The 24,256-nt window shown below is 41.1% G+C and carries 23 protein-coding genes, 1 pseudogene and 1 riboswitch; of the genes and pseudogenes, 23 read left to right on the top strand and 1 reads right to left on the bottom strand.

What is annotated here, in order from left to right; genetic code table 11:
• Positions 1–289: 289 nt before the first annotated feature.
• The 17 genes from BSM4216_RS12830 (at position 290) to sufB (ending at position 17,133) form a co-directional block, all read left to right on the top strand.
• Entirely contained in the window at positions 290–2,674 is a 2,385-nt protein-coding gene (locus BSM4216_RS12830; RefSeq protein ID WP_048623939.1) for a 3-hydroxyacyl-CoA dehydrogenase/enoyl-CoA hydratase family protein, read from the top strand.
• Positions 2,675–2,750: 76 nt separating this feature from the next.
• The gene (locus tag BSM4216_RS12825) at positions 2,751–3,929 is read left to right on the top strand and encodes an acetyl-CoA C-acetyltransferase (protein WP_003352500.1); all 1,179 of its coding nucleotides are present in this window, start codon (positions 2,751–2,753) and stop codon (positions 3,927–3,929) included.
• Positions 3,930–4,037: 108 nt separating this feature from the next.
• Positions 4,038–5,825, top strand: a complete 1,788-nt coding sequence (locus BSM4216_RS12820; RefSeq protein ID WP_048623938.1) for an acyl-CoA dehydrogenase family protein — start codon at positions 4,038–4,040, stop codon at positions 5,823–5,825.
• A 150-nt stretch (positions 5,826–5,975) separates the two neighbouring features.
• Positions 5,976–6,338, top strand: coding sequence for an arsenate reductase family protein (locus BSM4216_RS12815; RefSeq protein WP_040340845.1), 363 nt, complete (start codon positions 5,976–5,978; stop codon positions 6,336–6,338).
• Positions 6,339–6,412: 74 nt separating this feature from the next.
• A complete protein-coding gene (gene gcvH, locus BSM4216_RS12810) occupies positions 6,413–6,796 on the top strand; it encodes a glycine cleavage system protein GcvH (protein WP_048623937.1) in 384 nt (127 codons plus the stop codon).
• A gap of 122 nt (positions 6,797–6,918) precedes the next feature.
• A complete protein-coding gene (locus BSM4216_RS12805; RefSeq protein WP_003352495.1) occupies positions 6,919–7,284 on the top strand; it encodes a toprim domain-containing protein in 366 nt (121 codons plus the stop codon).
• On the top strand, positions 7,274–7,591 hold the full coding sequence (locus tag BSM4216_RS12800) for a thioredoxin family protein (protein ID WP_003352494.1): 318 nt from the start codon (positions 7,274–7,276) through the stop codon (positions 7,589–7,591). Before BSM4216_RS12805 ends, BSM4216_RS12800 begins: the two co-directional genes overlap by 11 nt.
• A 324-nt stretch (positions 7,592–7,915) precedes the next feature.
• A complete protein-coding gene (locus tag BSM4216_RS12795) occupies positions 7,916–8,275 on the top strand; it encodes a hypothetical protein (protein ID WP_003352493.1) in 360 nt (119 codons plus the stop codon).
• A gap of 95 nt (positions 8,276–8,370) precedes the next feature.
• Positions 8,371–8,480, top strand: a riboswitch (SAM riboswitch).
• A 92-nt stretch (positions 8,481–8,572) separates the two neighbouring features.
• Positions 8,573–9,598 carry a methionine ABC transporter ATP-binding protein gene (locus BSM4216_RS12790; RefSeq protein WP_048624526.1) on the top strand — a complete coding sequence of 342 codons (1,026 nt, stop codon included), beginning with the start codon at positions 8,573–8,575 and terminating at the stop codon, positions 9,596–9,598.
• Entirely contained in the window at positions 9,591–10,259 is a 669-nt protein-coding gene (locus tag BSM4216_RS12785) for a methionine ABC transporter permease (protein ID WP_003352491.1), read from the top strand. The genes BSM4216_RS12790 and BSM4216_RS12785 overlap by 8 nt, the downstream gene beginning before the upstream one ends.
• A 14-nt stretch (positions 10,260–10,273) precedes the next feature.
• Complete coding sequence (locus BSM4216_RS12780; RefSeq protein ID WP_048623935.1) at positions 10,274–11,110, top strand: MetQ/NlpA family ABC transporter substrate-binding protein; 837 nt, start codon at positions 10,274–10,276, stop codon at positions 11,108–11,110.
• Between the two features lie 309 nt (positions 11,111–11,419).
• Entirely contained in the window at positions 11,420–11,602 is a 183-nt protein-coding gene (locus BSM4216_RS12775; protein ID WP_048623934.1) for a YuzK family famiily protein, read from the top strand.
• Between the two features lie 248 nt (positions 11,603–11,850).
• Positions 11,851–12,636, top strand: a complete 786-nt coding sequence (gene sufC, locus BSM4216_RS12770) for a Fe-S cluster assembly ATPase SufC (RefSeq protein WP_003352487.1) — start codon at positions 11,851–11,853, stop codon at positions 12,634–12,636.
• Positions 12,637–12,653: 17 nt separating this feature from the next.
• Positions 12,654–13,958, top strand: coding sequence for a Fe-S cluster assembly protein SufD (sufD, locus tag BSM4216_RS12765; RefSeq protein ID WP_048623933.1), 1,305 nt, complete (start codon positions 12,654–12,656; stop codon positions 13,956–13,958).
• A 1-nt stretch (position 13,959) separates the two neighbouring features.
• Positions 13,960–15,189: a cysteine desulfurase gene (locus BSM4216_RS12760; protein WP_048623932.1), complete on the top strand. Its 1,230-nt coding sequence runs from the start codon at positions 13,960–13,962 to the stop codon at positions 15,187–15,189.
• Positions 15,179–15,619, top strand: coding sequence for a Fe-S cluster assembly sulfur transfer protein SufU (gene sufU, locus BSM4216_RS12755; protein ID WP_003352484.1), 441 nt, complete (start codon positions 15,179–15,181; stop codon positions 15,617–15,619). The genes BSM4216_RS12760 and sufU overlap by 11 nt, the downstream gene beginning before the upstream one ends.
• Positions 15,620–15,735: 116 nt before the next feature.
• On the top strand, positions 15,736–17,133 hold the full coding sequence (sufB, locus tag BSM4216_RS12750; protein WP_003352483.1) for a Fe-S cluster assembly protein SufB: 1,398 nt from the start codon (positions 15,736–15,738) through the stop codon (positions 17,131–17,133).
• A gap of 61 nt (positions 17,134–17,194) precedes the next feature.
• On the opposite strand, the pseudogene BSM4216_RS17395 reads toward sufB, so the two are convergent.
• A pseudogene (locus tag BSM4216_RS17395) lies at positions 17,195–17,353 on the bottom strand (site-specific integrase); the annotation flags it as partial.
• 926 nt (positions 17,354–18,279) lie between these two features.
• Here BSM4216_RS17395 and BSM4216_RS17255 point away from each other — a divergent pair.
• The 6 genes from BSM4216_RS17255 to yunB all read left to right on the top strand — a co-directional run bounded on the left by BSM4216_RS17255 (position 18,280) and on the right by yunB (position 24,226).
• On the top strand, positions 18,280–18,639 hold the full coding sequence (locus BSM4216_RS17255; protein ID WP_048623931.1) for a fatty acid desaturase: 360 nt from the start codon (positions 18,280–18,282) through the stop codon (positions 18,637–18,639).
• The gene (locus BSM4216_RS12740; protein WP_169799151.1) at positions 18,617–19,159 is read left to right on the top strand and encodes a fatty acid desaturase; all 543 of its coding nucleotides are present in this window, start codon (positions 18,617–18,619) and stop codon (positions 19,157–19,159) included. The genes BSM4216_RS17255 and BSM4216_RS12740 overlap by 23 nt, the downstream gene beginning before the upstream one ends.
• Entirely contained in the window at positions 19,159–20,076 is a 918-nt protein-coding gene (locus BSM4216_RS12735) for a DMT family transporter (protein WP_003352481.1), read from the top strand. Before BSM4216_RS12740 ends, BSM4216_RS12735 begins: the two co-directional genes overlap by 1 nt.
• Positions 20,077–20,627: 551 nt before the next feature.
• Positions 20,628–21,473, top strand: a complete 846-nt coding sequence (locus BSM4216_RS12725; RefSeq protein WP_048623928.1) for a DUF72 domain-containing protein — start codon at positions 20,628–20,630, stop codon at positions 21,471–21,473.
• Between the two features lie 330 nt (positions 21,474–21,803).
• A complete protein-coding gene (locus BSM4216_RS12720) occupies positions 21,804–23,174 on the top strand; it encodes a bifunctional metallophosphatase/5'-nucleotidase (protein ID WP_048623927.1) in 1,371 nt (456 codons plus the stop codon).
• A gap of 299 nt (positions 23,175–23,473) precedes the next feature.
• Positions 23,474–24,226, top strand: coding sequence for a sporulation protein YunB (gene yunB / locus BSM4216_RS12715; protein WP_048623926.1), 753 nt, complete (start codon positions 23,474–23,476; stop codon positions 24,224–24,226).
• The last annotated feature ends 30 nt before the right edge of the window (positions 24,227–24,256 follow it).

Raw genomic sequence — 24,256 nt, 5'->3', positions numbered from 1 at the left:
AAATTTTGTTCATGAAGAACAGAGTCTAGGGAGACTAAGTTGTCTTATATGAGACTGAATATTCAGTCTCATATAAGACAACTAAACACCTCCTCCAAGATTAAAAAAACGTATCTGAGAATACTCTCTTACACAAAATTCTTGACGGTACCATGATCGTCCACTTAAACAAGTAAAAAATTCATCTATTTTGTGCTAATTATTTATTGAAAAATTTAGAATATTAATATATATTGGAAATAGAAAAATGAATGACCATTCATTCAAAAAAGTGAAGGGGGAAATAGTTTTGGTATTACAAATCAAAAAGGCGGCTGTACTAGGATCCGGAGTTATGGGATCAGGAATTGCTGCCCATTTAGCCAATATTGGGCTGCCTACATTATTATTAGATATTGTTCCTCACGAACTGACAGAAGAAGAAAAAGCAAAAGGATTGACCCTTGCAGATAAGAAAGTCCGCAACCGCTTTGCAAGCGACGCTTTAAAAAAGCTTTTAAAACAAAAGCCCTCCCCGCTTACTTCTAAGAACAGCTTAAATCTCATTGAAGCAGGAAATTTGGAGGATGATTTAGAAAGACTCTCTGAATGCGACTGGATTATCGAAGTTGTGGTGGAAAGACTGGACGTAAAAAAGCAAGTATTAGAAAAAATTGATCAATATCGTAAACATGGAAGCATTGTCAGTTCCAATACTTCCGGCATTTCTATCGAAGCTATGGCAGAAGGCCGTTCCGCCGATTTTAAAAAGCATTTTTTAGGAACTCATTTCTTTAACCCCCCTCGTTATTTGAAGCTGTTGGAAGTGATTCCGACAAAAGATACCGATCCTGAAATTGTGCAATTTATAAAGCAATTCGGAGAAGAAACATTAGGAAAAGGGGTGGTAGTAGCCAAAGACACGCCCAATTTTATTGCGAACCGCATTGGCACTTACGGACTGCTCGTAGCTGTTCATGAAATGAAAAAAGCAGGTTTATCGGTTGGAGAAGTCGACTCGATCACCGGACCGTTAATCGGCCGCCCCAAAAGTGCTACTTTCCGTACGCTCGATGTAGTGGGGCTCGATACATTTGTGCATGTGGCCAACAATGTGTATGAAAAAGTCGAAGGAAAAGAAAAAGACGCATTTGAAGTGCCTGATTTTATGAATGAAATGCTGAAAAAAGGAAAACTTGGCGCTAAAACCGGGCAAGGTTTTTTTGTTAAAAAAGGAAAAGAAATACTCGAACTCAATCTGGAAACGCTGGAATATGAACCGAGAAAGTCTTTAAAAACGCCTACGGTAGAAAAAGCGAAGCAATTAAAAGGAACGGCAGAAAAAATGAAAGCGCTTATTTATGCGGATGATCAGGCCGGAACTTTTCTATGGAACGTGCTTGCTTCTACGTTAATCTATTCTGCCAAACTGCTAGGCGAAATCGCTGATACGATCGTGGCGATCGACAATGCTATGAAATGGGGATTTGGCTGGGAATACGGGCCATTTGAAACGTGGGATGCGATCGGAACGGAAACGTCGGTTCAAAAAATGGTATCGGAAGGAATGGACGTTCCCTCATGGGTAAAAGACATGATCGCCTCAGGCAATAAAACTTTTTATAAAGAGGAACAAGGAGAACGATATTTCTATCATAACGGCCGCTACGAAAAGGTTTCAGTGCATCCGAAAGTGATCGATTTGAAAAGCTTGAAAAAACAAGGAAAAGTCATCAAATCCAACAACGGTGCAAGTCTGATTGATTTGGGCGACGAAGTGGCATTGCTTGAATTTCATTCGCCAAACAATGCGATTGGTCCGGACATTGTGGAAATGATCTATTATTCGATTGATGAAGTGGAAAAAAACTATAAAGGACTTGTGATCGGAAATCAAGGGAAAAACTTCTGCGTGGGAGCCAATCTTGCCATGATGCTGATGGAAGCACAAGACGACAATCTGTTTGAACTCGATTTTATCATTCGTCAATTCCAGCAAGCGACACTAAAAATTAAATACAGCAGCAAGCCGGTAGTAGCGGCTCCGTTTGGAATGACATTGGGCGGCGGCGCGGAAGTTTGTTTGCCGGCGGCGCGTATTCAAGCTGCCGCTGAAACGTATATGGGGCTTGTAGAAGTTGGGGTCGGCTTAATTCCGGGAGGTGGTGGAACAAAGGAATTATATTGGAAACATTTATCCAATTTGCCAAGCGGTGTCGATTTTGATTTGCAAAAAATCGCCAATAAAGTTTTTGAAACCATTGCGATGGCGAAAGTGTCTTCTTCCGGTGAAGAAGCCCGCGAAAACAACTTCTTATCGAATGCGGACGGGATCAGCGTCAATCGTGATCATCAATTGTACGATGCAAAACAAGTGGTGCTTTCCCTTTATGAACAAGGATATCGTCCGCCGACCAGGAAAAAAGTGCCCGTTGTAGGAGAAACCGGTTATGCGATGTTGCTCTTGGCGGCTCAATCGATGTTTGAATCAGGATATATTTCCCAATATGATCGCCACATTGCCAAAAAGCTGGCGTATGTCATTGCCGGTGGAAAACTGCCATATGGAACGGAAGTAGATGAACAGTATTTGCTTGATTTAGAAAGAGAGGCTTTCTTGAGCCTGATTGCTGAGCCGAAATCCCAGCAGCGCATGCAGCACATGCTTGTAAAAGGCAAACCGCTGCGCAACTGACTTTTTTGGAGGCGAATCTTTTTGCTAGTCCGCTGGAACAAGAGAGTGAAAAAACAATGTTGAAGGAGGTAGTTTTATGCGAGAAGCGGTCATCGTTGCCGGGGCGCGTACGCCAGTGGGGAAAGCCAAAAAAGGAACATTGGCAACGGTGCGCCCAGATGATCTAGGTGCGCTGGTAGTGAAAGAAACGTTAAAAAGAGCAGGCAATTACGAAGGGAACATCGATGATTTAATTATCGGCTGTGCCATGCCGGAAGCAGAGCAAGGACAAAATGTGGCAAGGAATATTGGAGCTCTTGCCGGCCTTCCGCACACCGTTCCGGCAATTACGATCAATCGCTTTTGTTCGTCCGGTTTACAAGCCATTGCTTTTGCGGCCGAAAAAATTATGGTTGGTCATGCGGATACGATCATCGCCGGAGGAACTGAATCGATGAGCATGGTGCCGATGATGGGGCATGTGGTCAGACCGAATGCAAAATTAGCCGAAACGGCGCCGGAATATTACATGAGCATGGGGCATACCGCTGAACAAGTAGCGAAAAAATTTGGCGTCACTCGCGAAGATCAGGATGCTTTTGCCGTTAGAAGCCATCAGCGTGCCGCCAAAGCGATTGCTTCAGGGAAATTTGATGATGAAATCGTGCCAGTTGAAGCGACAGTCCGTTCAGTCGGACCGGACCATCGGCTGGTGGAAAAAACAGTCACTTTAACGAAAGATGAAGGAGTTCGCCCGAATACCAACATGGAAGTACTCGCCCAATTGCGTCCTGCCTTTTCGGCCAATGGTACGGTAACGGCCGGAAATGCTTCGCAAACGAGCGACGGAGCAGCGGCGGTTATGGTGATGGATCGCGAAAAAGCGGAATCACTCGGTCTGAAACCGATGGCGAAGTTTCGTTCGTTCGCAGTAGGTGGTGTACCTCCGGAAATTATGGGGATCGGCCCTGTCGTTGCGGTTCCGAAAGCATTGAAATTGGCAGGACTGGAAGTGTCGGATATAGGGCTGTTTGAATTGAATGAAGCCTTTGCTTCCCAATCGATTCAAGTTATACGCGAACTGAACCTTGATGAAGAAAAAGTGAACGTCAATGGAGGTGCAATTGCTCTTGGCCACCCGCTCGGTTGTACAGGAGCTAAACTCACCCTTACTCTCCTGCACGAAATGAAGCGCCGGAACGTCCAATTTGGCGTCGTTACGATGTGCATCGGCGGGGGCATGGGTGCTGCCGGAGTTTTTGAATTGATAGATTGATAGGATGAGTGATCCCGAAAAAGAATGGAAAGACTAGCAGGATATGTTATGAGAGTGAACAAAATCGAAACGGCTTCGTCAAATGAAAAATGAATAGGAGGAAGAAAGATGTCAAACCAAACAGATCGTGCCATTATAAAAGGCGGAAGCTTTTTAACGGATGAAATAGATGCAAGTCAAGTATTTACACCGGAAGATTTCACGGAAGAACAAAAAATGATTGCCAAAACAACGGAAGACTATGTAACTAATGAAGTGCTGCCTCAACTGGACTACTTGGAAAAGCATGAATTTGACCGTTCCGTCCAATTAATGAGAAAAGCGGGCGAGTTAGGCTTATTAAGTGCCGATGTTCCGGAAGAATATGGCGGTTTAGGGCTGGACAAAATCAGCTCTGCTTTGATCACGGAAAAAATGGCAAGTGCCGGCGGATTTTCCATTACTCACGGAGCCCATGTCGGCATTGGATCTTTGCCCATCGTATTATTCGGAAATGAAGAACAAAAACAAAAGTACTTGCCGGAATTGGCAACCGGTGAGAAAATCGCTGCTTATGCGTTAACAGAGCCTTCCTCCGGTTCGGATGCATTAGGTGCGAAAACGACTGCCAAGTTAAACGAAGCGGGTACGCACTATATTTTAAACGGGGAGAAACAATGGATTACCAACTCCGGATTTGCCGATGTCTTTGTCGTTTATGCCAAAATTGACGGAGAACATTTCTCGGCTTTTATCGTGGAGCGTGATTTTCCGGGCGTTTCGACAGGACCGGAAGAAAACAAGATGGGGATTAAAAGTTCATCCACCAGGACGTTGATCCTTCAAGATGCGGAAGTTCCGGTGGAAAATTTGCTTGGGGAAGCGGGCAAAGGCCACAAAATTGCCTTTAATATATTGAATATCGGCCGGTACAAATTGGGCGTCGGCACTGTCGGTTCTTCCAAGCGTGTACTGGAAATCACCATTCCGTACGTGAACCAACGTCGGCAATTCAATACACCGATCTCACAATTTCGTTTAACACAAGAAAAGCTTGCTACCATGGCTTCCAAAATTTATGCGAATGAAAGTTCCATTTACCGCACTGTCGGGTTATTTGACAAAGCGATGGGCGAGCTGTCGGAAGAAGAAGCAAAAGACGGAAAAGCGATTGCTGCTTCGATTTCGGAATATGCCATCGAGTGCTCGATTGGAAAATTTTTTGGTTCGGAAGTGCTCGATTACGTGGTAGATGAAGGATTGCAGCTGCACGGCGGCTACGGTTTTATGGAAGAATACGAAATTTCTAGAGCTTACCGTGATTCCCGCATTAACCGTATTTTTGAAGGGACAAACGAAATCAATCGTTTACTAGTGCCGAATACGTTTTTAAGAAAAGCGCTGAAAGGCGAATTGCCTTTGCTTCAAAAAGCGCAAGACCTGCAAAAAGAGCTGATCGTGCTGGCGCCGGAAGATCCGGGATCAGAACCGCTCGCGCGTGAACGATATTTATTAAGAAATGCGAGAAAAGCTGCGTTGCTTGTGTCCGGGCTTGCTGTGCAAACATTTGGCAAAGAGCTTGCGAACGAACAAGAAATCTTGGCGAATATTGCGGACATAGCCGCCAATATTTATGTAATGGAATCATCGATTTTGAGAACTCAAAAGGCATTGGACAGAACCGGCCTTGAAAAGAACAAGCAAAAGCTGCTTTACACAGAAATTTTTTGCCAAGAAGCGTTTGCTCAAATCGAACAAGATGCGAAGGAAACTGTTGCGGCAGTACAAGAAGGCGATGCGCTGCGCGTGACGCTTTCGGCCCTCCGAAAACTTACGCGTCATACGCCTGTCAACATCATTGCGAAAAAACGTGAAGCAGCGGCCAAGCTGATCGAGTCAGAACGATATATTGTGTAAGAAATAGAAATGGATGAGGCGGACAACGATGTCGGCCTCTTTGTTTTCTCTCGAGATTATTTTAAAATAAAGAGGAATTTTACTGTATTTGTCGAACTAAAAAAGGGAAAACTCGCAAAAGCAGCAGAATCTTTTATAAAAGGTGATCACATGAACGTAACATTTTATTGGTATCCGAAATGTGCAACATGCCGAAAAGCAAAGAAATGGCTTGAAGATCATCAAATTGATTTTCAAGAGATACATATTGTCGATAACCCTCCATCGAAAGAGGAGCTGGAAACGCTTTGGCGCAAGAGCGGATTGGAATTAAAAAAATTTTTTAATACGAGTGGGAGAAAGTACAGAGAACTAGGAGTTAAAGACCGTTTGAAAACGGCTTCGGAAGATGAACTTCTTGAATTGCTTGCTTCCGACGGCATGTTAATCAAACGCCCGATCGTGACGGATGGTACGCGTGTCACAGTTGGGTTTCATGAAGATGAATTTGAGAAAATATGGCTGAATAGATAAGGGTGTTTTCTTGCTTTTAGCAATGGAAATAAGTTAATGTAAATTATGAAAATATTGAGAGTGGAGGGATTTTCATGAGTTCGCCGAAAGAACTGAGGTACTCGGAAGAACACGAATGGGTAAAAGTAGAAGGGGACAAAGTGCGCATCGGGATTACGGATTTCGCTCAATCGGAATTAGGGGATATTGTATTTGTTGAACTGCCTGAAGTAGGAACGGAAATTAAATCAGACGAACCGTTTGGCAGTGTGGAATCCGTTAAAACCGTTTCTGAGCTTTATGCTCCTATCAGCGGGAAAATAGTGGAAGTCAATGAAGAATTGAACGACAATCCGGAGTATGTGAACGAATCCCCTTATGAAAAAGCTTGGATGATCGTGGTGGAACCTAGCGATATCAGCCAAGTAGATCAACTGTTGACGGCTGAACAATACGATGAAATGACTAGCGAAGACTAGTATGGCCCCCTGGGTGCTCCCTGGGGGTTTTTTCTATGTTTAAGTAGAGGCTTTTTGCTTTGAAATGGATCGCAAACATGGGACAATGAATGAAGAAAGAAATCAGGCAAGGATGGATAAAGATGAATGGGACGGATAAAGTGATTATTGTGGAAGGAACGTCGGATAAGAGAAAAATTCAAGCGATTATTAAGGAGCCGGTAGAGATTATTTGCACGAATGGAACCATCGGCCTCAGCAAAATGGATGATCTTGTCGATCGACTTTATGGCCGCGATGTGTATATTCTGGTGGATGCTGATACCGCCGGGGAAAAGCTGAGAAAGATGTTTAAACGAGAATTTCCCGAAGCCAGGCATCTTTATGTTGATCGAGCTTTTACGGAGGTCGAAAATACCCCTTTTCGGTATCTAGCCGCCATTTTACTTAGCGCCGGTATCGACATCGATACGAAGTATATTGAAAAGGATGATGAAAGTGGTATCTGATTGGACACAACAACCTCTCCATGAACAAATTTCCGAAACAGGCAAAACGGTATTATATTTTTATACTCCTTTATGCGGAACATGCGCGGTGGCAGGAAAAATGGTGGATGTGATTGAAAAGCTTTTTCCTGATTGCACTTTTGCCAAAGCGGATATCAATTATCATGAGGATTTTGCTCATCAATATGAAATTGAAAGCGTTCCTTGCCTGATGATTTTTGATAAAAAAGAATTAAAAGACAAAATTTATGCCTTTCATTCTGTACCTTTTCTATATGAAAAATTATCTCAATATCAAGCGGGGTAAAGGCATCCTTATGGGCCTTTATCCCGCTGTTATTTTGTGGATGTCCATTTTTGTCATTCAGCAATTCCATTCAGGCAGCGTTTCTAAGTGAAAAATGATTTTAGCCAATGATTGGCTTTCGTGTTTCGCCAACTTGCAAAAATGACATATTTCTTGGGAAATAATTCAAGAAACGTCCTTTTATTTGAAAAAGAGCGGTCGAATGTGAAGAAATGGGGGGAATTTGTCAAAGGGTTTTTCTTTATCTGTCGAATCCTTTTTAAAGGGAATTCACCTGAAAAATGGAACTATGTACAGTAAACATTCAGGTGAAGGGATGAGAAAATGGACAAGTTATTCGCAAGGATTCAAAGGGAATGTTTCGAACGAAAACATCTTTTCCCGATTCTTCCTTCTAATCCACTGACCGTTCTTTTTGATTCAAACGATGAAACATGGATGTTTTCTTTGTCCAAAAGCCAAATGGATTGGAAAAAAGGAACGATTTCAAGCCCGCACTTACATCTTTGCGGGACGGACGAGATTTTTCGAAATATTTTGTTGGGGGAAGAAAGATTGTTAACAGCTGTCAAAAGAAAAGACGTGAGCATATTTGGATCCTTTCGTTTGCAGCTGCAGCTGGAAGCTATTTTGTGGTTATGTAAGGAACGGGAAGAAACCGTCGTATTAGGTAGATTAGGATGAAAGTAACATATTTCTATCAATTTTATTTGACATTATTCGCATGAAAATGTATAATTTTCGAGAAACCAATTTCCGAACAATTTCATAAACACTTGCTCTTATCAAGAGAGGTGGAGGGATGTGCCCAATGAAACCCGGCAACCGTCAATCGTTCAGTTGACATGGTGCCAATTCACACAAAGCAGTTTGCTTTGAGAGATGAGAGAAAGGACGAAGAATACGTAACCTTTCTGCTCATTGGCGGAAAGGTTTTTTTCATTTCAAAAAAGAAAGCAGGTGAATGAATCAATGAGCGAACTGATCTCTTTATCGCAGGTGAAGAAAGTTTTTCGTACAAAAAACGGAAATGTGACAGCCGTTAATAATATAGATTTGCAGATTCAAGAGGGAGAAATTTTCGGTATTATTGGCTACAGTGGAGCCGGAAAAAGCACTCTGATCCGCATGCTGAACGGTTTGGAAATTCCGACAGAAGGCCAAGTGACGGTTGCAGGGCAAGAAATTTCGAAAATTCAAGGCGCTTCTTTACGAAAAGCACGCCAAGAAATCGGCATGATCTTTCAACATTTTAATCTATTATGGTCGCGCACAGTACGGGAAAATATTGCTTTCCCGCTGGAAATCGCCGGAGTGCCGAAAGAAAAACGAATGAAACGTGTAGATGAACTGATTCAATTAGTAGGACTCGAAGGAAGAGAAGACAGCTATCCTTCTCAATTAAGCGGCGGTCAAAAACAAAGAGTAGGCATTGCCAGAGCTCTCGCCAACGAACCGAAAGTATTGCTTTGCGACGAAGCCACTTCTGCATTGGATCCACAGACGACCGATTCGATCCTTGATCTACTTGTCGATATTAATAAACGGCTCGGTTTGACGATCGTGTTAATTACACATGAAATGCATGTAATCAGAAAAATTTGCCATCGCGTGGCAGTTATGGAAAATGGGCAAATCGTTGAAATCGGTCCGGTGCTGGAAGTGTTTAAAAATCCAAAACAGCCGGTAACGAAGCGTTTTGTTCAACAAGTTACCGAACCGGAAGAATCGAAGGAAACGATTGCTCATCTTCTCAAACGCTATAAGGACGGTAAAATTGTCAAACTTACCTTTATTGGCGATTCCGCTGAACAGCCGATCATAGCCAACTTAATCAGAGATTTTCCGGTTGAGGTAAATATTGTTCAGGGGAAAGTGTCCCAAACTCAAAATGGTGCATATGGCACACTGTTTATCCAGATTCAAGGATCGGAACAAGACGTACAAAAAGTGATCGCTTATTTACAAACACAACAAGTAGAGTCGGAGGTCATTACCCATGCTTGAAAAATGGTTTCCAAATGTGGATTGGGCAATGATGTGGCAGGCAACAGAGGAAACCCTATACATGACGGGAGTATCGGTAGTTGCCACCTTTATTCTTGGTTTAATCCTTGGACTTTTGCTTTTTTTAACATCGAAAGGGAACTTATGGGAAAATAAATTTATATATTCCATCGTTGCCGCAGTTGTGAATATTTTCCGTTCGATTCCTTTCATCATTCTCATCGTGCTGCTCATTCCTTTTACAAAAGCGCTTGTCGGCACGATAATCGGTGCGAATGCCGCCTTTCCGGCGTTGATTATTGGCGCAGGCCCATTCTATGCACGGATGGTGGAAATCGGACTTCGTGAAATTGACAAAGGAGTTATTGAAGCAGCTAAAGCGATGGGGGCCAAAACAAGCACGATTATTTGGAAAGTGCTTATTCCTGAATCGCTTCCCGCTTTGGTCTCGGGCATCACAGTGACAGCGATCTCGCTTGTCAGTTACACGGCAATGGCCGGAGTAATCGGTGCGGGTGGTCTTGGAAATCTTGCTTATTTGGATGGGTTCCAACGCAACCATAACGACGTAACTTTAGTAGCTACGATCATTGTGTTGATTATTGTGTTTGTTATTCAGTTTATTGGTGATTTTATCACTTCAAAAATAGATAAAAGATAAAGGGGGAAAATTTGGTGAAAAAGTTCTTTATAGCCATTATTGCATCTGTATTTGTATTGAGTCTTGCTGCATGCGGAAAATCTTCCAGCGAACCAAAAGAAACAACAGGATCCAATAACAAAACCATCATTGTGGGAGCATCTAATGTTCCACATGCTGTCATTTTGGAAAAAGCAAAACCTATCTTGAAAAAGAAAGGCTATAATTTAAAAATTGTCAAATTCCAAGATTATATTATGCCTAACAAAGCATTGGCTGAAGGAAAATTGGATGCGAACTACTTCCAGCACATTCCTTATTTCAAACAACAAATCAAAGAAAACGGCTATAAGTTTGCCAACGCCGGCGGCATCCATATTGAACCAATCGGCTTATATTCGAAAAAATATAAAAGCTTAGATCAGCTGCCAAAAGGTGCTGAAATCATTATGTCCAGCTCTGTAGCAGACCACGGCCGGATTTTAACGATGCTTGAGAAAAAAGGCTTGATTAAGCTGAAAAAAGGCGTGAATAAAGAAAACGCAACGGTTCAAGATATTGCAGAAAATCCAAAACATTTTAAATTTAAATACGATGTTGAAGCGTCCATGCTTCCACAAGTATATAAAAACGGCGAAGGCGATGCTGTGTTAATCAATTCCAACTATGCTCTTGACGCGGGATTAAATCCGTTAAAAGATGCGATTGCTTTGGAAGACAAAGATTCTCCGTATGTTAATATCATAGCTGTCCGCAAAGGCGATGAAAAGAAAGCGAAAATTAAAGCACTTGTCGACGTCCTTCATTCTAAAGAAATTCAAGACTTTATCTTGAAAAAATGGGGCGGCGCTGTAGTGCCTGTCAACAAATAAGAAAAGAAAGATGTATCGCTCCTCCTTTATTGTGGAGGAGCTTTTTATTTCACAGCGTCCGCTTGGCTTACATGTATTATTCGCATAGTCCCAATCGCTCAAGGAAAGAATAAGTTTGGATGTTTCAATGAAGGTTTAAAATGGTGAAGAGAGGTTAAATAACTATAGACGGCCGATAAGAACATTCATAACGAACATGACTCTTTCATATAGGTTTATTATTTGATTCTGTCGTTGGTTGAGAAGAACTTTAAACTTAGAGAGGACTGGTTCGTTATTTGTTCTTTAACACTTCAATATACGGAGAGCATGGAAAAGGCCATGTACTGTGCTCATGGTGTAGGGTATAAAGTTTACGGGAGCAATCATGAAGTGAGGATGAAAGTGGAAAAGCGAAGAGAAAAGGATCATTGCCAATCCAAACAAATTGTCGTTGAAATGAACGGAAAGCTGTACTGTCGAAAGCTTTATCATTTGGGAAAACCAGTGTGAGCCCCACGCTGGTTTGTTCTTTTCAATAATAAATTGCGTTAAAATAGTGAATATCGACTACCACCGCCGTTCTGCATAGAAAACAATTGTGAATTTTATAACTAAAGTCGAAATTATTCAAAAAAATACGGAAAAGAACTATTGGAAAAGTTGATATTAGTTTTCATTTGTTATAAGATTGTAATGATAATAAATTGAGAATGAAATGGGTATTCAGCATATATCGAAATTGACGGAGGTAGAAAAGAATGGCAGGTTCAACTCTAACAATTAAAGATTTACACGTTGAGATAGAGGGAAAAGAGATTTTAAAAGGAGTGAATCTTGAAGTAAAAACTGGAGAGTTCCACGCAATCATGGGACCGAACGGAACAGGTAAATCAACGTTATCATCCGCGATTATGGGACATCCAAAATACGAAGTAACAAAAGGCAGCATTACGCTTGACGGACAAGATGTTCTTGAAATGGAAGTCGATGAACGGGCTCGTGCCGGATTGTTCTTGGCGATGCAATATCCAAGCGAAATCAGCGGGGTAACGAATGCGGACTTTTTGCGTTCCGCCATTAACGCTCGCCGTGGTGAAGGCAATGAAATTTCGTTGATGAAATTCATTCGCCAAATGGATGAAAAAATGGAGTTTTTGGAAATGGATCCAAATATGGCGCAACGCTATTTAAACGAAGGTTTTTCCGGCGGTGAGAAAAAACGCAATGAAATACTTCAATTAATGATGATTCAACCAAAATTCGCCATTTTGGATGAAATCGACTCAGGACTTGATATCGATGCTTTGAAAGTCGTTGCCAAAGGAATCAACTCCATGCGCAGCAGCGATTTTGGATGCATTATGATTACGCACTATCAACGTTTGTTGAATTATATTACTCCTGATTATGTTCATGTCATGATGCAAGGACGGATCGTAAAATCCGGCGGACCTGAATTGGCTAAACAACTTGAAGAAAACGGCTATGATTGGATCAAAAAAGAACTGGGCATTGAAGACGAAACAGTCGGTCAAGAAGCGTAACAGTTAGGAGGATGAACATGACGGTGGAAACAAAATTACCAGTTAATCGGGAGTATATCCAGTCGTTTTCAAAAGAAAACGGCGAGCCGGAATGGTTTGCAGCTCTTCGAATCGAATCATTAGAGAAGGCTGAAACCCTTCCGTTGCCAAAGGCGGACAAAACGAAAATAGATAAATGGAACTTTACGTCATTTCAAACGCACTATGTAAAAAGCGATACATTTGAATCTCTTGAACAGCTGCCTGAAGACGCAAAAGCATTGATTCGTTTGGAAACCGAGAAAAATCTGTATATTCAACGAAACCAGACTCCGGCTTATCTGCAGTTAACGGATGAACTGAAAGAAAAAGGCGTCATTTTTACCGACATTTTGACAGCGTTAAGAGAACATGGGGATTTAGTGCAAAAATATTTTATGAAACATGTGAAAGCAGACGAAAATAAATTAACGTCTCTGCATGCAGCTTTGTTAAACGGCGGAGTATTCCTTTATATCCCCAAAAACGTGGAGTTGAAGGATCCTATTCAAGCCGTTTTCCTTCAAGACGACAACCAAGTTCCTTTGTTTAACCATGTGTTAATTGTTGCAGATGAAAACAGTTCCGTCACCTATGTGGAAAATTATATTTCCACTGTAGAAGTACCGGAAGGAATTGCGAATATCGTGACAGAAGTCGTTGCTGAAGCAGGTGCAAAAGTAACTTACGGGGCTGTAGACACCCTTGCCAGCGGCGTGACGTCGTATGTCAATCGCCGAGGCACAGCCGGAAGAGATGCACGGATTGAATGGGCTCTCGGGCTTATGAATAACGGCAATACGGTTTCTGAAAATACAACTTATTTGGAAGGCGACGGTTCTTATGGAGATACCAAAACCGTAACCGTAGGCCGAGGCAAGCAAGTGCAAAACTTTACGACAAAGGTTGTACACTTTGGAAAGAATACGCAAGGATTTATTTTAAAGCACGGTGTTGTGAAAGATGAAGCGACTTCGATCTTTAACGGCGTCGGTAAAATCGAGCATGGCGCTTCCAAATCGGATGCTGAACAAGAATCCAGAGTGCTGATGTTAAGCAAAAATGCCCGCGGGGATGCCAATCCTATTTTGTTGATTGATGAAGACGATGTAATGGCCGGTCACGCTGCTTCGGTCGGTCGTATGGATCCCATTCAGCTTTATTATTTAATGAGTCGCGGAATTCCGCGAAAAGAAGCTGAACGATTGATCATACATGGCTTCCTGGCTCCGGTTGTCAACCAATTGCCGATTGAAGGGGTAAAAGAACAGCTTATTCAAGTCATTGAAAGGAAAGTTCGGTAAAATGAATGTGAATGATATTCGAAACTATTTTCCGATATTGAATCAAGAAGTCAATGGCCATCCTTTAGTTTATTTAGACAACGCAGCTACTTCGCAAAAGCCGTTATCCGTCATTGAAGCAATCGAACAATATTACAAAGGCTATAATTCGAATGTCCACAGAGGTGTTCATACGCTCGGCACGAAAGCAACCGACGCTTATGAAGGGGCAAGGGAAAAAGTTCGCAAGTTTATCCACGCCAAATCAGTGGAAGAAGTAGTGTTTACAAGAGGAACGACTGCTTCCATTAATATGCTTGCGGCCAGCTATGGCGAGGAAAATGTGAAAGAAGGCGATGAAATCGTCATTACCTATATGGAACATCACAGCAATTTAATTCCATGGCAGCAGCTTGCCAAAAGAAAGAAAGCGGAATTGAAATACATTCCGTTGGAGGAAGACGGCACTATTACGCTTGAAAAAGTAAGGGAAACCGTTACCCCGAAGACGAAAATTTTGGCTGTCACCCTTGTTTCCAATGTACTTGGAACGATCAATCCGATCAAAGAAATAGCGAACATTGCTCATGAAAATGGAGCTGTCTTGGCGGTGGACGGTGCGCAAGGCGTTCCTCATATGAAAGTAGACGTTCAAGATCTCGATTGCGATTTTCTCTCTTTTTCCGGACATAAAATGTGTGGTCCTACCGGAATCGGTGTTCTTTATGGTAAGAAAGAGCTTCTGGAAAAGATGGAACCGGTAGAGTTTGGCGGCGAGATGATCGATTTTGTCGGTTTGTATGATTCGACATGGAAAGAGCTTCCTTGGAAATTCGAAGGAGGAACTCCGATTATCGCCGGAGCTATCGGTTTAGGCAAGGCTATTGAGTTTCTTGAAGAAGTTGGCTTGGATGAGATTTTAAAACATGAGCATCATCTCGTTGCATATGCATTGGACAAATTGAGTGAAGTGGAAGGAATCGAAGTTTACGGTCCGAAAGATCCGATGAAACGAGCAGGATTAGTGACTTTTAATATAAAAGGCGTCCATCCGCACGATGTAGCGACAGTGCTGGATGCGGAAGGAATTGCCATTCGCGCCGGACATCACTGCGCGCAGCCGTTGATGAAATGGCTCGATGTTTCGGCAACAGCAAGAGCCAGCTTCTATTTATACAATACGGAAGAGGATATTGACCGCTTTGTTTCGGGTATCTTGAAAACAAAGGAGTATTTCAATAATGTCTTTTAATAATTTAGACCAGTTGTATCGAAACGTGATCATGGATCATTATAAGAATCCAAGAAACAAAGGCAGTTTAGAAAACGGGAACTTGACGATCGATATGAATAATCCGACTTGCGGGGATCGCATTCATTTGACCATGAATGTAGAAGACGGTAAAGTGACAGATGCTAAATTCGAAGGAGAAGGCTGTTCCATTTCAATGGCTTCCGCTTCCATGATGACCGAAACGATTAAGGGGAAAAATATCGAGACTGCTTTAAAGCTGTCTAAGATTTTTTCTGACATGATGCAGGGAAAAGATTATCCTGATGATCTAGACCTTGGCGACGTGGAAGCACTTCAAGGCGTTTCTAAATTTCCGGCCCGCATTAAATGCGCTACATTAGCTTGGAAGGCCATGGAAAAAGGTTTAAAAGATCAAGTAGCTCATTAAACCTTTTGAAAATGCAATCATCATTTAGTGTTTGGGTTCAACCTCTTCCTGTAAGAAGGGGAGGTTGAAAAAGAAAGTTTTTGATGGGGCATAATCTCCAAAGGAGGGAAATGAATATGGCAAAAAAAATGCCGGAAATCGGTGATTATAAATACGGCTTTAGGGATAAAGACATCTCGATTTTCCGTACACAACGCGGATTGACTCGGGAAGTTGTGGAAGAAATCTCTCGAATGAAAGAAGAACCACAATGGATGCTGGAATTTCGGCTGAAATCCTTGGAACAATTTTATGCGAAGCCTATGCCGCAATGGGGAGGCGATCTTTCTGCACTAGACTTTGATGAAATTACGTATTACGTAAAACCAACGGAGCATCAAGGTCGTTCTTGGGATGAAGTGCCGGAGGAAATCAAGAAAACGTTTGATAAATTGGGAATTCCGGAAGCAGAGCAAAAATATCTTGCCGGAGTGTCCGCTCAATACGAATCAGAAGTTGTTTACCATAATATGAAACAAGATTTAGAAAAACTTGGGATTATCTTTAAAGATACCGATTCTGCTTTAAAAGAAAACGAAGATATATTCCGTGAACATTTTGCAAAAGTTGTCCCGCCTTCAGACAATAAGTTTGCTGCGTTAAATTCTGCAGTGTGGTCGGGGGGATCATTCATTTATGTTCCGCCGGGTGTAAAAGTGGATACTCCCCTTCAAGCTTACTTCCGCATCAATTCTGAAAATATGGGACAATTTGAACGAACGCTCATCATTGTGGATGAAGGAGCAAGCGTTCATTATGTAGAAGGCTGTACAGCACCGGTCTATACAACGAATTCGCTTCATAGTGCAGTGGTAGAAATTTTCGTGAAAAAAGGTGCTTATTGCCGCTATACGACCATTCAAAACTGGGCGAACAACGTTTATAATTTGGTTACAAAACGCGCCGTGTGTGAAGAAAATGCCACGATGGAATGGATTGACGGCAACATCGGATCCAAATTAACGATGAAATATCCGGCTGTTATCCTGAAAGGAGAAGGGGCTCGAGGAATGACCCTTTCCATCGCAATCGCCGGCAAAGGGCAAGTACAAGATGCCGGAGCGAAAATGATTCACCTTGCTCCAAACACTTCTTCCACTATCGTGTCTAAATCCATTTCTAAACATGGCGGTAAAGTAAACTATCGCGGTCTTGTTCATTTTGGACGGAAAGCGGACGGAGCTCGCTCCAATATTGAATGCGATACGCTGATTATGGATAATCAATCGACATCGGATACCATCCCGGCAAACGAAATTTTAAATGACAATATTTCGCTTGAACATGAGGCAAAAGTATCCAAAGTGTCGGAAGAACAATTATTTTATTTGATGAGCCGCGGAATTTCCGAAGAAGAAGCTACAGAAATGATCGTAATGGGCTTTATCGAACCGTTTACGAAGGAACTTCCAATGGAATACGCGGTAGAAATGAACCGATTAATCAAATTTGAAATGGAAGGAAGCATCGGATAACGTTGATATGATCAACGATTTATCAATTTATAGTAGGAGCTTCCACAATCCATCCACCATTTTATAACCATTTGTTACACCGCTGATACAATTCGAGCGCATCATCTTCAATGTGCAGATATGTGTCAGCGGTTGTTTTTATACTTGCGTGGCCAAGCCGTTCGGATACATATTTAATATTATCCTGGCTTCTACTATATGAAGCACGACTATGCCGCAAACCGGAATCTGCAACTCAGGGAGACTTCTTGAAACTTTTTGTGATCATTTGAATAAGTGATTATGAGGCGATACCGTTGAATACAAAATAGCCCTCATGGAATCCGTAGTATTTTCTGCGGATTCTTTTTTCTTCTAAGATATCTCCAATAAATTTTTTGGATAAAGAACGAACGCCTTACCTTGATTCTTCTTTTGTTGACATTGAACGTTTCTTCAACGTATCACTTATTCCGATCAAGATATAGAGTGGGGCATAACAATGGACATAGAAATGGTGCTGCCAGAGCATGTTGGAATGTTGCAAATGCCCAAACCTAAACCCATATCAGACACAGGATTTTGGGTGGAAAGGTTCACTACGCGATAGAATTATATTTTCTTGTCATATTCAAAGTTTGATATAAGTAAATTACGGAACAGGTAACTGGTTCCTTTCACGAATCTAGATCCAGTTCACAAGGAAATCCGCATCAAAGGCCATGAAAACATGAAGCGGGTGAGATTTGAAAGTGTTGTCAATGTCAGGGCAGTGGATACAAAAAATAACCAAAAAAGAGGATTTTACACTTTTGTGCCGAACTATTCTGAAAAATAAAGAGTTATATTGCTGCGTAATCTTGAAACTGAAATGATGGCCATTATCTTAATTTCTTAAAACCATTATCAATTTTTTCGAATGGCGACGGGGCGAAAGGGTGGGAGGACTTTCCCTTTATAAGTAATGGCAAGAAGGATTAATTTACAAAAAATAATGGACAGATTTGTTGGGTTGATATACAATTCATATTATATTTACCAAAAAATAACAACTGGTGATTTTTTTGGCAGTTGTGAGTATTATCATTTTTCAAAGGATATAAGAGATAACCGTTATATCAATCTAATAATTATCGAGGGGCAATAGGTCTGTTATATGATTATTTAGTGATTGCTCTAGCCATTTACTTAGGAAAAATCAGCATCATTTTATACCCTTTATCTGTACTGGTGATAGGAGCTAGACAAAGAGCATTAGCAACTATATTACATGATGCTTCCCATTTATGCTTAGCTAAAAACAGAAAGTTAAATTATATTTTAGGAACATATTTTTCTGGATATCTTATTGGACAAGAATTTAATATTTACAAGGAATCACATGTGAAAGGCCACCATATTCATCTAGGTGATCCGGAAAAAGACCCGGATTATCAATACCATATAGACGTTGGATTATATCAATTAAAAAACAATCAATCATCAATTTTTATTCAAATATGTATTGAAGCCATTATTTTTACTTAATATCCTTAGTTACGCCTATTATGTTTTTAAGTATAGAATGTTACAATTTAGAAAATATCCCAAGCAATACTTAGCTATGGTTATATATTGGCTGCTTATTCTTGGTACTTTGTTTTATTTCGGAGTATTGAATTACTTTTTATTGTACTGGTTAGTCCCATATTTTACTTCATTTATGGTAATCGGCTGGTTTATTGAACTAGCAGAACATTACCCGTTAGTTCTAACGAATAAAAAAACTATATACATGACCCGTAATCGATTCAGCCATTGGATAGAAGCGTTCTTCCTTAGTATTCATGCGGAAAATTATCATTTAACACATCATTTACAGGCTAGCATTCCTTATTGGAATATTGGGAAAGCTCACAAAATCATGATGGAGGATGAAACGTATCGAGAATGGAATTTACAAATGGGAGGGGTTTTCTTCTCGGCTAATTCCAACCCTCCATTAATTCAAGATTTACTCAAGAATCATAAACTTCCAATATTAAAACAGAAGGTGAATAATGCTTAATGAAAAAAACATATATAATGGGAGCCGTCTTTGCGTTATCTGCAGCCATCTTGAATGGAACAGTTGGAATTTTTAGTAAGGGATCCTTTCAAAGTAACCTGACACCAGCGGGAGTTTCTTTTTATAAATGTTTGATAGCTTTTGTTTTTATTTCCATACTGGCGTTAGGCAATAAAACACTCCGGACTAATATCATTCGTTTGAAAAGTAAAATAAAGCATATTTTGTTGTGTTCATTCCTGGGAATCTTTGTTTTGTATTTTTTTGAAACGACAGCGTATAAATATGAATCCGTATCCTTTGTAGTATTTATTTTGTTAGGATCTTCCGTCCTAACAACCTTCATATTCAGCTCCATCCTTCTGAAGGAAATAAAAAGAAAGTATCAGTATATTGGATTAGTTTTGCTTCTAATAGGATTACTCATCATGCATTTTTCGGAAGGGGACATTCACGGAGGATCAATTGGCACGGCTTTGGCCGCAATTGCAGGAATAGGATATGGTTTGTTCCTAGTGTTTACCAAAAAATTTGCACTAGACGGAGATTTAGCGCTCATCTGGTATTTAATGCTGTTTGGGAGTTTTTATCTGTTTCTTCCGTTTTATAAAGAAGGATTCGTATGGCCTAGCCTTGGATCCGTTCCATCGCTTATGGGGCTAGCGATTCTTCCAACGATAGGAGGCTTTTACTGTACCACAAAGGCACTAAATTATCTTGAAGCTAATAAAGTTCAGTTTTTTGAACTGACAGAACCTGTATTTGCTACTATATTTGCATTTATCCTTCTTAAAGAATTTGTTCAAGGGTTAGAGTGGTTAGGAGCTTTCTTCATTTTAGTCGCTATTTATTTATCTGAGTATAAGCCGAAACATAAAATAGAATTAGAGAGCCATGATCATCAGCAAACACTTTGATTTAAAAAATCAAGTGATCTAAAAAATAATATTGAAACTTAAATGGATCCAAAGGGAAAGTGAGCGGATGAGAACTTTGCAAACAGGAGCTAAAGAAGCGGAGAGCAAAAAATATTGCTCAAATCAAATATCATTTTTCTATGATCTTCCTTTTTTGTTTTTGACATCTGACATCCTAAACGCACTTTCCCGATGTATTGTTCCCATAAAAATGATGGACTTGCCCATTGATTGCCCACCAAAAATAAAAATTGTGATACTACTTTTGATACCAACATTGCTCAAAAATTCCACTTTGCGAAACCATTTTATGCACTTTCAAGTTTAGGTTTCGTTCTGTTATAATCGAAATGGAAGGATCCATCGGTTAAGACCTGTTCATCAGGTTCGTCATCCGGGCCAGATTCCTTATGAGCATAATCAATGGAAAAATTTTCTTCCATTATTATGTCTGAGGAAGTTAGGCCTTTTCTTTTTGTCTGGATTTATTTCGTTTCAAAAGGGTTATACAGAAAAAACACACTATACTTGAAGATAGCGAGGTATAAAATATGATTTGGATCGGGGTAACAGGCTGGGGAGATCATCATTCCCTTTATCCTGATGGCATTTCCCCACGTGATAAGCTAAAAGAATATGCGGCGCATTTTCCGATTGTCGAAGTCGACGCTTCGTTTTATGCCATTCAACCTTTAAAAAATGCGGAAAAATGGGTGCAAGACACGCCTGAAAAGTTTCAGTTTATCGTAAAAGCCTATCAAGGAATGACCGGACATGAACGTGGAAAGCTGCCTTTTTCGTCTAAAAAGGAAATGTTTGCAGCTTTTTTGGATTCTATACAGCCTTATCAACAAGCCGGAAAATTAGCCATGGTTCTTTTTCAATTTCCACCGTGGTTTGATTGCCAAAAGAAGAATGTCGATTATTTAAGATATTGCAAAGAGTGGATGAAGGATGTTCCAACGGCTCTTGAATTTCGCCACCAATCATGGTTTTCGAAAGCATGGAAAGATAAGACGTTAGATTTTATGCGACGAGAAGGATGGATTCATAGCGTTTGCGACGAACCACAAGCGGGCAGTGGTTCCATACCGGCTGTTATCGAAGCAACGGACCCTCAAAAGACGCTTGTCCGTTTTCACGGTCGGAATATCCATGGCTGGCGAAAGCCCAATCAAGGCAATTGGCGAGAGGTTCGATATTTATATCGTTATAATAAAGAAGAATTGCTTTCATGGAAAGAAAAATTACTCGATTTAGAGAAGCAAAGCAAAGAAATCTATGTCGTTTTTAATAACAATTCCGGCGGGGATGCAGCTGATAATGCCAAACAAATGATGGATTTATTAGGGTTAGAATATGAAGGACTGGCACCTAGGCAATTAAATTTATTTTAACACCAGAATTAGATTTTTGGACCAAGCTGTCAGAAATGTGTAAGATGGAAGTATTGAAAAAAATCACTTTAAGAAAAAGTGAATAATGATAGAGTTTTCTTACTCCTTCCACATATCCGACAGGCGACCGTTTCAGGAAAGGAGGTGGAAACCTGGTGGCTGCCAATGTATAATGTCATGATCGCATCATGAACGGAAAGGAAACAAAGTTTTCCTGTTTCTGGACTCACATGCCGCCTGACGGCCGGTGAATATGCCGAAAAGGTCGGCGATGTTATGTTTCGTATCCTTGCGGTTGGCATTTTCAGTTTTTAGTCATCAGGTAAGACGGTGAGCGAAACGATTCATATTTACCACACAAATGATTTTCACAGCCATTTTGAAAATTGGCCGCGAATCCGCCGTTTTCTGCAGGAAAGAAAAAAATGGCATGAAGAAGCGGGGGAAAGCGTGCTGATTTTTGATATCGGGGACCATATTGATCGTTCCCATCCTTATACAGAGGCTACTCTAGGAAAAGGCAATGTCAAGCTGTTAAATAAAGCGGGATATGATGGGGCAACGATCGGGAATAATGAAGGGATGACGTTGCCTAAAGAAGGATTGAATCATTTATATGAGGAGGCCGCATTCCCCGTCATTTGCGCCAATTTATATGATGAAAATGGAAAGAGACCCACTTGGTGTCGTCCTTATCATATTTATAAGCTGAAAAACGGCTGGAAAGTAGGCGTTACGGGCGTCACTGCCTATTTACCTGAATCTTATCATCTTCTCGGATGGAAAATAACGCTGCCTCTTGATGAATTAAAAGCGCAGGTGGAATATTTGGCGCAAGAAACAGATTTAGTAGTCGTTCTTTCCCATTTAGGCATGCATGAAGATGATAAAATTGCACAGGAAATGGAAGAGGTAGATATAGTGATGGGAGCTCATACCCATCATATTTACCATCAAGGGAAATGGGTCAACGATACACTATTAGCAGCGGCCGGAAAATTCGGGAATTACGTCGGACATATTGTAGTGGAGATCGAACCTGCATCGAAGAAAGGGATAGAGAAAAAAGCGCTGCTTTATGATGTCCATGAATTGAAGCCTGCTATTGGCGAGGAAGAAGAAACGGCCCGTTATCAAAGCGAGGGAAAGCGTTTGTTAAGCCAGCCTGTCGTAAAATTAGATCGCGAGCTCTCGATTAATTGGTTTAAAGCATCACCGTTAGCGGAATGGCTGTGCGAAGGCTTAAGAGAATGGTGCGATGCTGATTGCGCCATTATAAATGCCGGTCTTCTTCTTCGCCCGCTTCGAAAAGGAACGATTACAAAGTTTGATCTTCATCAACTATTGCCTCATCCGATTAATCCTTGTGCCATTACCCTCAACGGAGGAGTACTGAAAAAGATCATCGATCAAACTTTGGATGAAAAATGGCCTCATATGCAGGTAAAAGGATTTGGATTCAGGGGGAAAATATGGGGTGAATTTGTATATGATCGGATCGATATCGACAGAGACAACGGTTCCGTTAAAATAAATGGACAAGAGCTGAACTTGGACAAACAATATCGTCTAGCCGTACCGGATCTGTTTACATACGGCGCTTTTTTCCCGGAATTAGTTCGTGCTCAAGAAAAGCAATATTATATGCCGGAATTTTTGCGTGATCTGATGGAATGGAAATTAGTGCGCGTATTTGGGTAAGTACAACATTATCGAAGATATTTGGAATTGATAGACGGACAGTGCGGTGGCTGGCATTTCCCCATTTGATTGGCTCTCCCCTCTTATGCCCAATAGACCGATTTCAAATAGGAAAGCGATTCATTAAGGATATTCAGTGTTTTAGCCGTGTGAAAGTGAGCAAGAATGGGCTTCACGACGTTTGGCTCTTAAATGCATTCGGGGCAAGAAAGCGCATTTACATGTGAAGGTGCAAAATAAAAATGATTAATGAATTCCCTCTTTACGAGCATACATATAGCTTGTAAGGGGGGATTTTTTTGCCTGCATTGCGAAAGTACAAACCCCGGAGAGGACCTTTGCCTTTACGGTATGTTTTTGTCATCACGTTCATTCTTTTTGCCTGCTTTACTGCATTAAGCTTATGGCTGATTAATGCAGGGATTAAGCCTACTTTAATGAGCTATGCGGAATCAGAAACGAAAAAAATTGCTTCCATGGTCATTAATAATGCTATTAACCAAAAAGTGACCAACGTCATGGATATTAACGACATTATCGAAACCGTTCCGAATCGCGATCAAAGCAAGTCTTCTACGACTAGACTGAATACGGAAATTATTAATCGGATTTTGGGAGAGGTAACGAATCAAGTTCAAAACAATTTGCGGGAAGCGGAAAAAGGGAAACTCGAACCGTTGGACTATGCGGATGTCAAATTAGATCCTCAGCAATCAAAAAAACTGGAAGGGATCGTATTTTCCGTTCCGTTAGGCCAGGCAACGAATAACGCCATTCTCGGCAATTTGGGCCCGAATGTCCCTGTCCGTTTTCATGCGGTCGGCGATGTTCGTTCTGATGTAAAATCGACGGTAAGACCTTATGGCATAAACAATGCTTATGTAGAAGTGGCCATCCATGTTCAAGTTAATGTGCAAATCATTATTCCTTTTTCGACCAAAACAACCAAAGTGGAACAGGATATTCCGGTGGCAATGGGAATTATTCAAGGAGACGTGCCTCAATTTTTTGGCGGAAATGGCCATTCTTCTGTTGAAATTCCGGCGAAATAAAAAGCCAGGCGTTCCCATTCGGGCTAAGGA

This window comes from Bacillus smithii (assembly GCF_001050115.1).
Lineage (GTDB): Bacteria > Bacillota > Bacilli > Bacillales > DSM-4216 > Bacillus_O > Bacillus_O smithii.
The sequence above is the reverse complement of the archived record's forward strand: the minus strand, read 5'-3'. Positions and strand labels throughout refer to the sequence as shown.

What these genes read in the sequence shown, in the direction of transcription:
- gcvH (WP_048623937.1), top strand. Translation starts at nt 6,413, where the DNA reads ATGAGTTCGCCGAAAGAACTGAGGTACTCGGAAGAACACGAATGGGTA.
- BSM4216_RS12725 (WP_048623928.1), top strand. Translation starts at nt 20,628, where the DNA reads ATGATTTGGATCGGGGTAACAGGCTGGGGAGATCATCATTCCCTTTAT.
- sufB (WP_003352483.1), top strand. Translation starts at nt 15,736, where the DNA reads ATGGCAAAAAAAATGCCGGAAATCGGTGATTATAAATACGGCTTTAGG.
- sufC (WP_003352487.1), top strand. Translation starts at nt 11,851, where the DNA reads ATGGCAGGTTCAACTCTAACAATTAAAGATTTACACGTTGAGATAGAG.
- sufU (WP_003352484.1), top strand. Translation starts at nt 15,179, where the DNA reads ATGTCTTTTAATAATTTAGACCAGTTGTATCGAAACGTGATCATGGAT.
- BSM4216_RS12825 (WP_003352500.1), top strand. Translation starts at nt 2,751, where the DNA reads ATGCGAGAAGCGGTCATCGTTGCCGGGGCGCGTACGCCAGTGGGGAAA.
- BSM4216_RS12785 (WP_003352491.1), top strand. Translation starts at nt 9,591, where the DNA reads ATGCTTGAAAAATGGTTTCCAAATGTGGATTGGGCAATGATGTGGCAG.
- BSM4216_RS12735 (WP_003352481.1), top strand. Translation starts at nt 19,159, where the DNA reads ATGAAAAAAACATATATAATGGGAGCCGTCTTTGCGTTATCTGCAGCC.
- BSM4216_RS12815 (WP_040340845.1), top strand. Translation starts at nt 5,976, where the DNA reads ATGAACGTAACATTTTATTGGTATCCGAAATGTGCAACATGCCGAAAA.
- BSM4216_RS12775 (WP_048623934.1), top strand. Translation starts at nt 11,420, where the DNA reads ATGGAAAAGGCCATGTACTGTGCTCATGGTGTAGGGTATAAAGTTTAC.
- sufD (WP_048623933.1), top strand. Translation starts at nt 12,654, where the DNA reads ATGACGGTGGAAACAAAATTACCAGTTAATCGGGAGTATATCCAGTCG.
- BSM4216_RS12805 (WP_003352495.1), top strand. Translation starts at nt 6,919, where the DNA reads ATGAATGGGACGGATAAAGTGATTATTGTGGAAGGAACGTCGGATAAG.
- BSM4216_RS12820 (WP_048623938.1), top strand. Translation starts at nt 4,038, where the DNA reads ATGTCAAACCAAACAGATCGTGCCATTATAAAAGGCGGAAGCTTTTTA.
- BSM4216_RS12760 (WP_048623932.1), top strand. Translation starts at nt 13,960, where the DNA reads ATGAATGTGAATGATATTCGAAACTATTTTCCGATATTGAATCAAGAA.
- BSM4216_RS12795 (WP_003352493.1), top strand. Translation starts at nt 7,916, where the DNA reads ATGGACAAGTTATTCGCAAGGATTCAAAGGGAATGTTTCGAACGAAAA.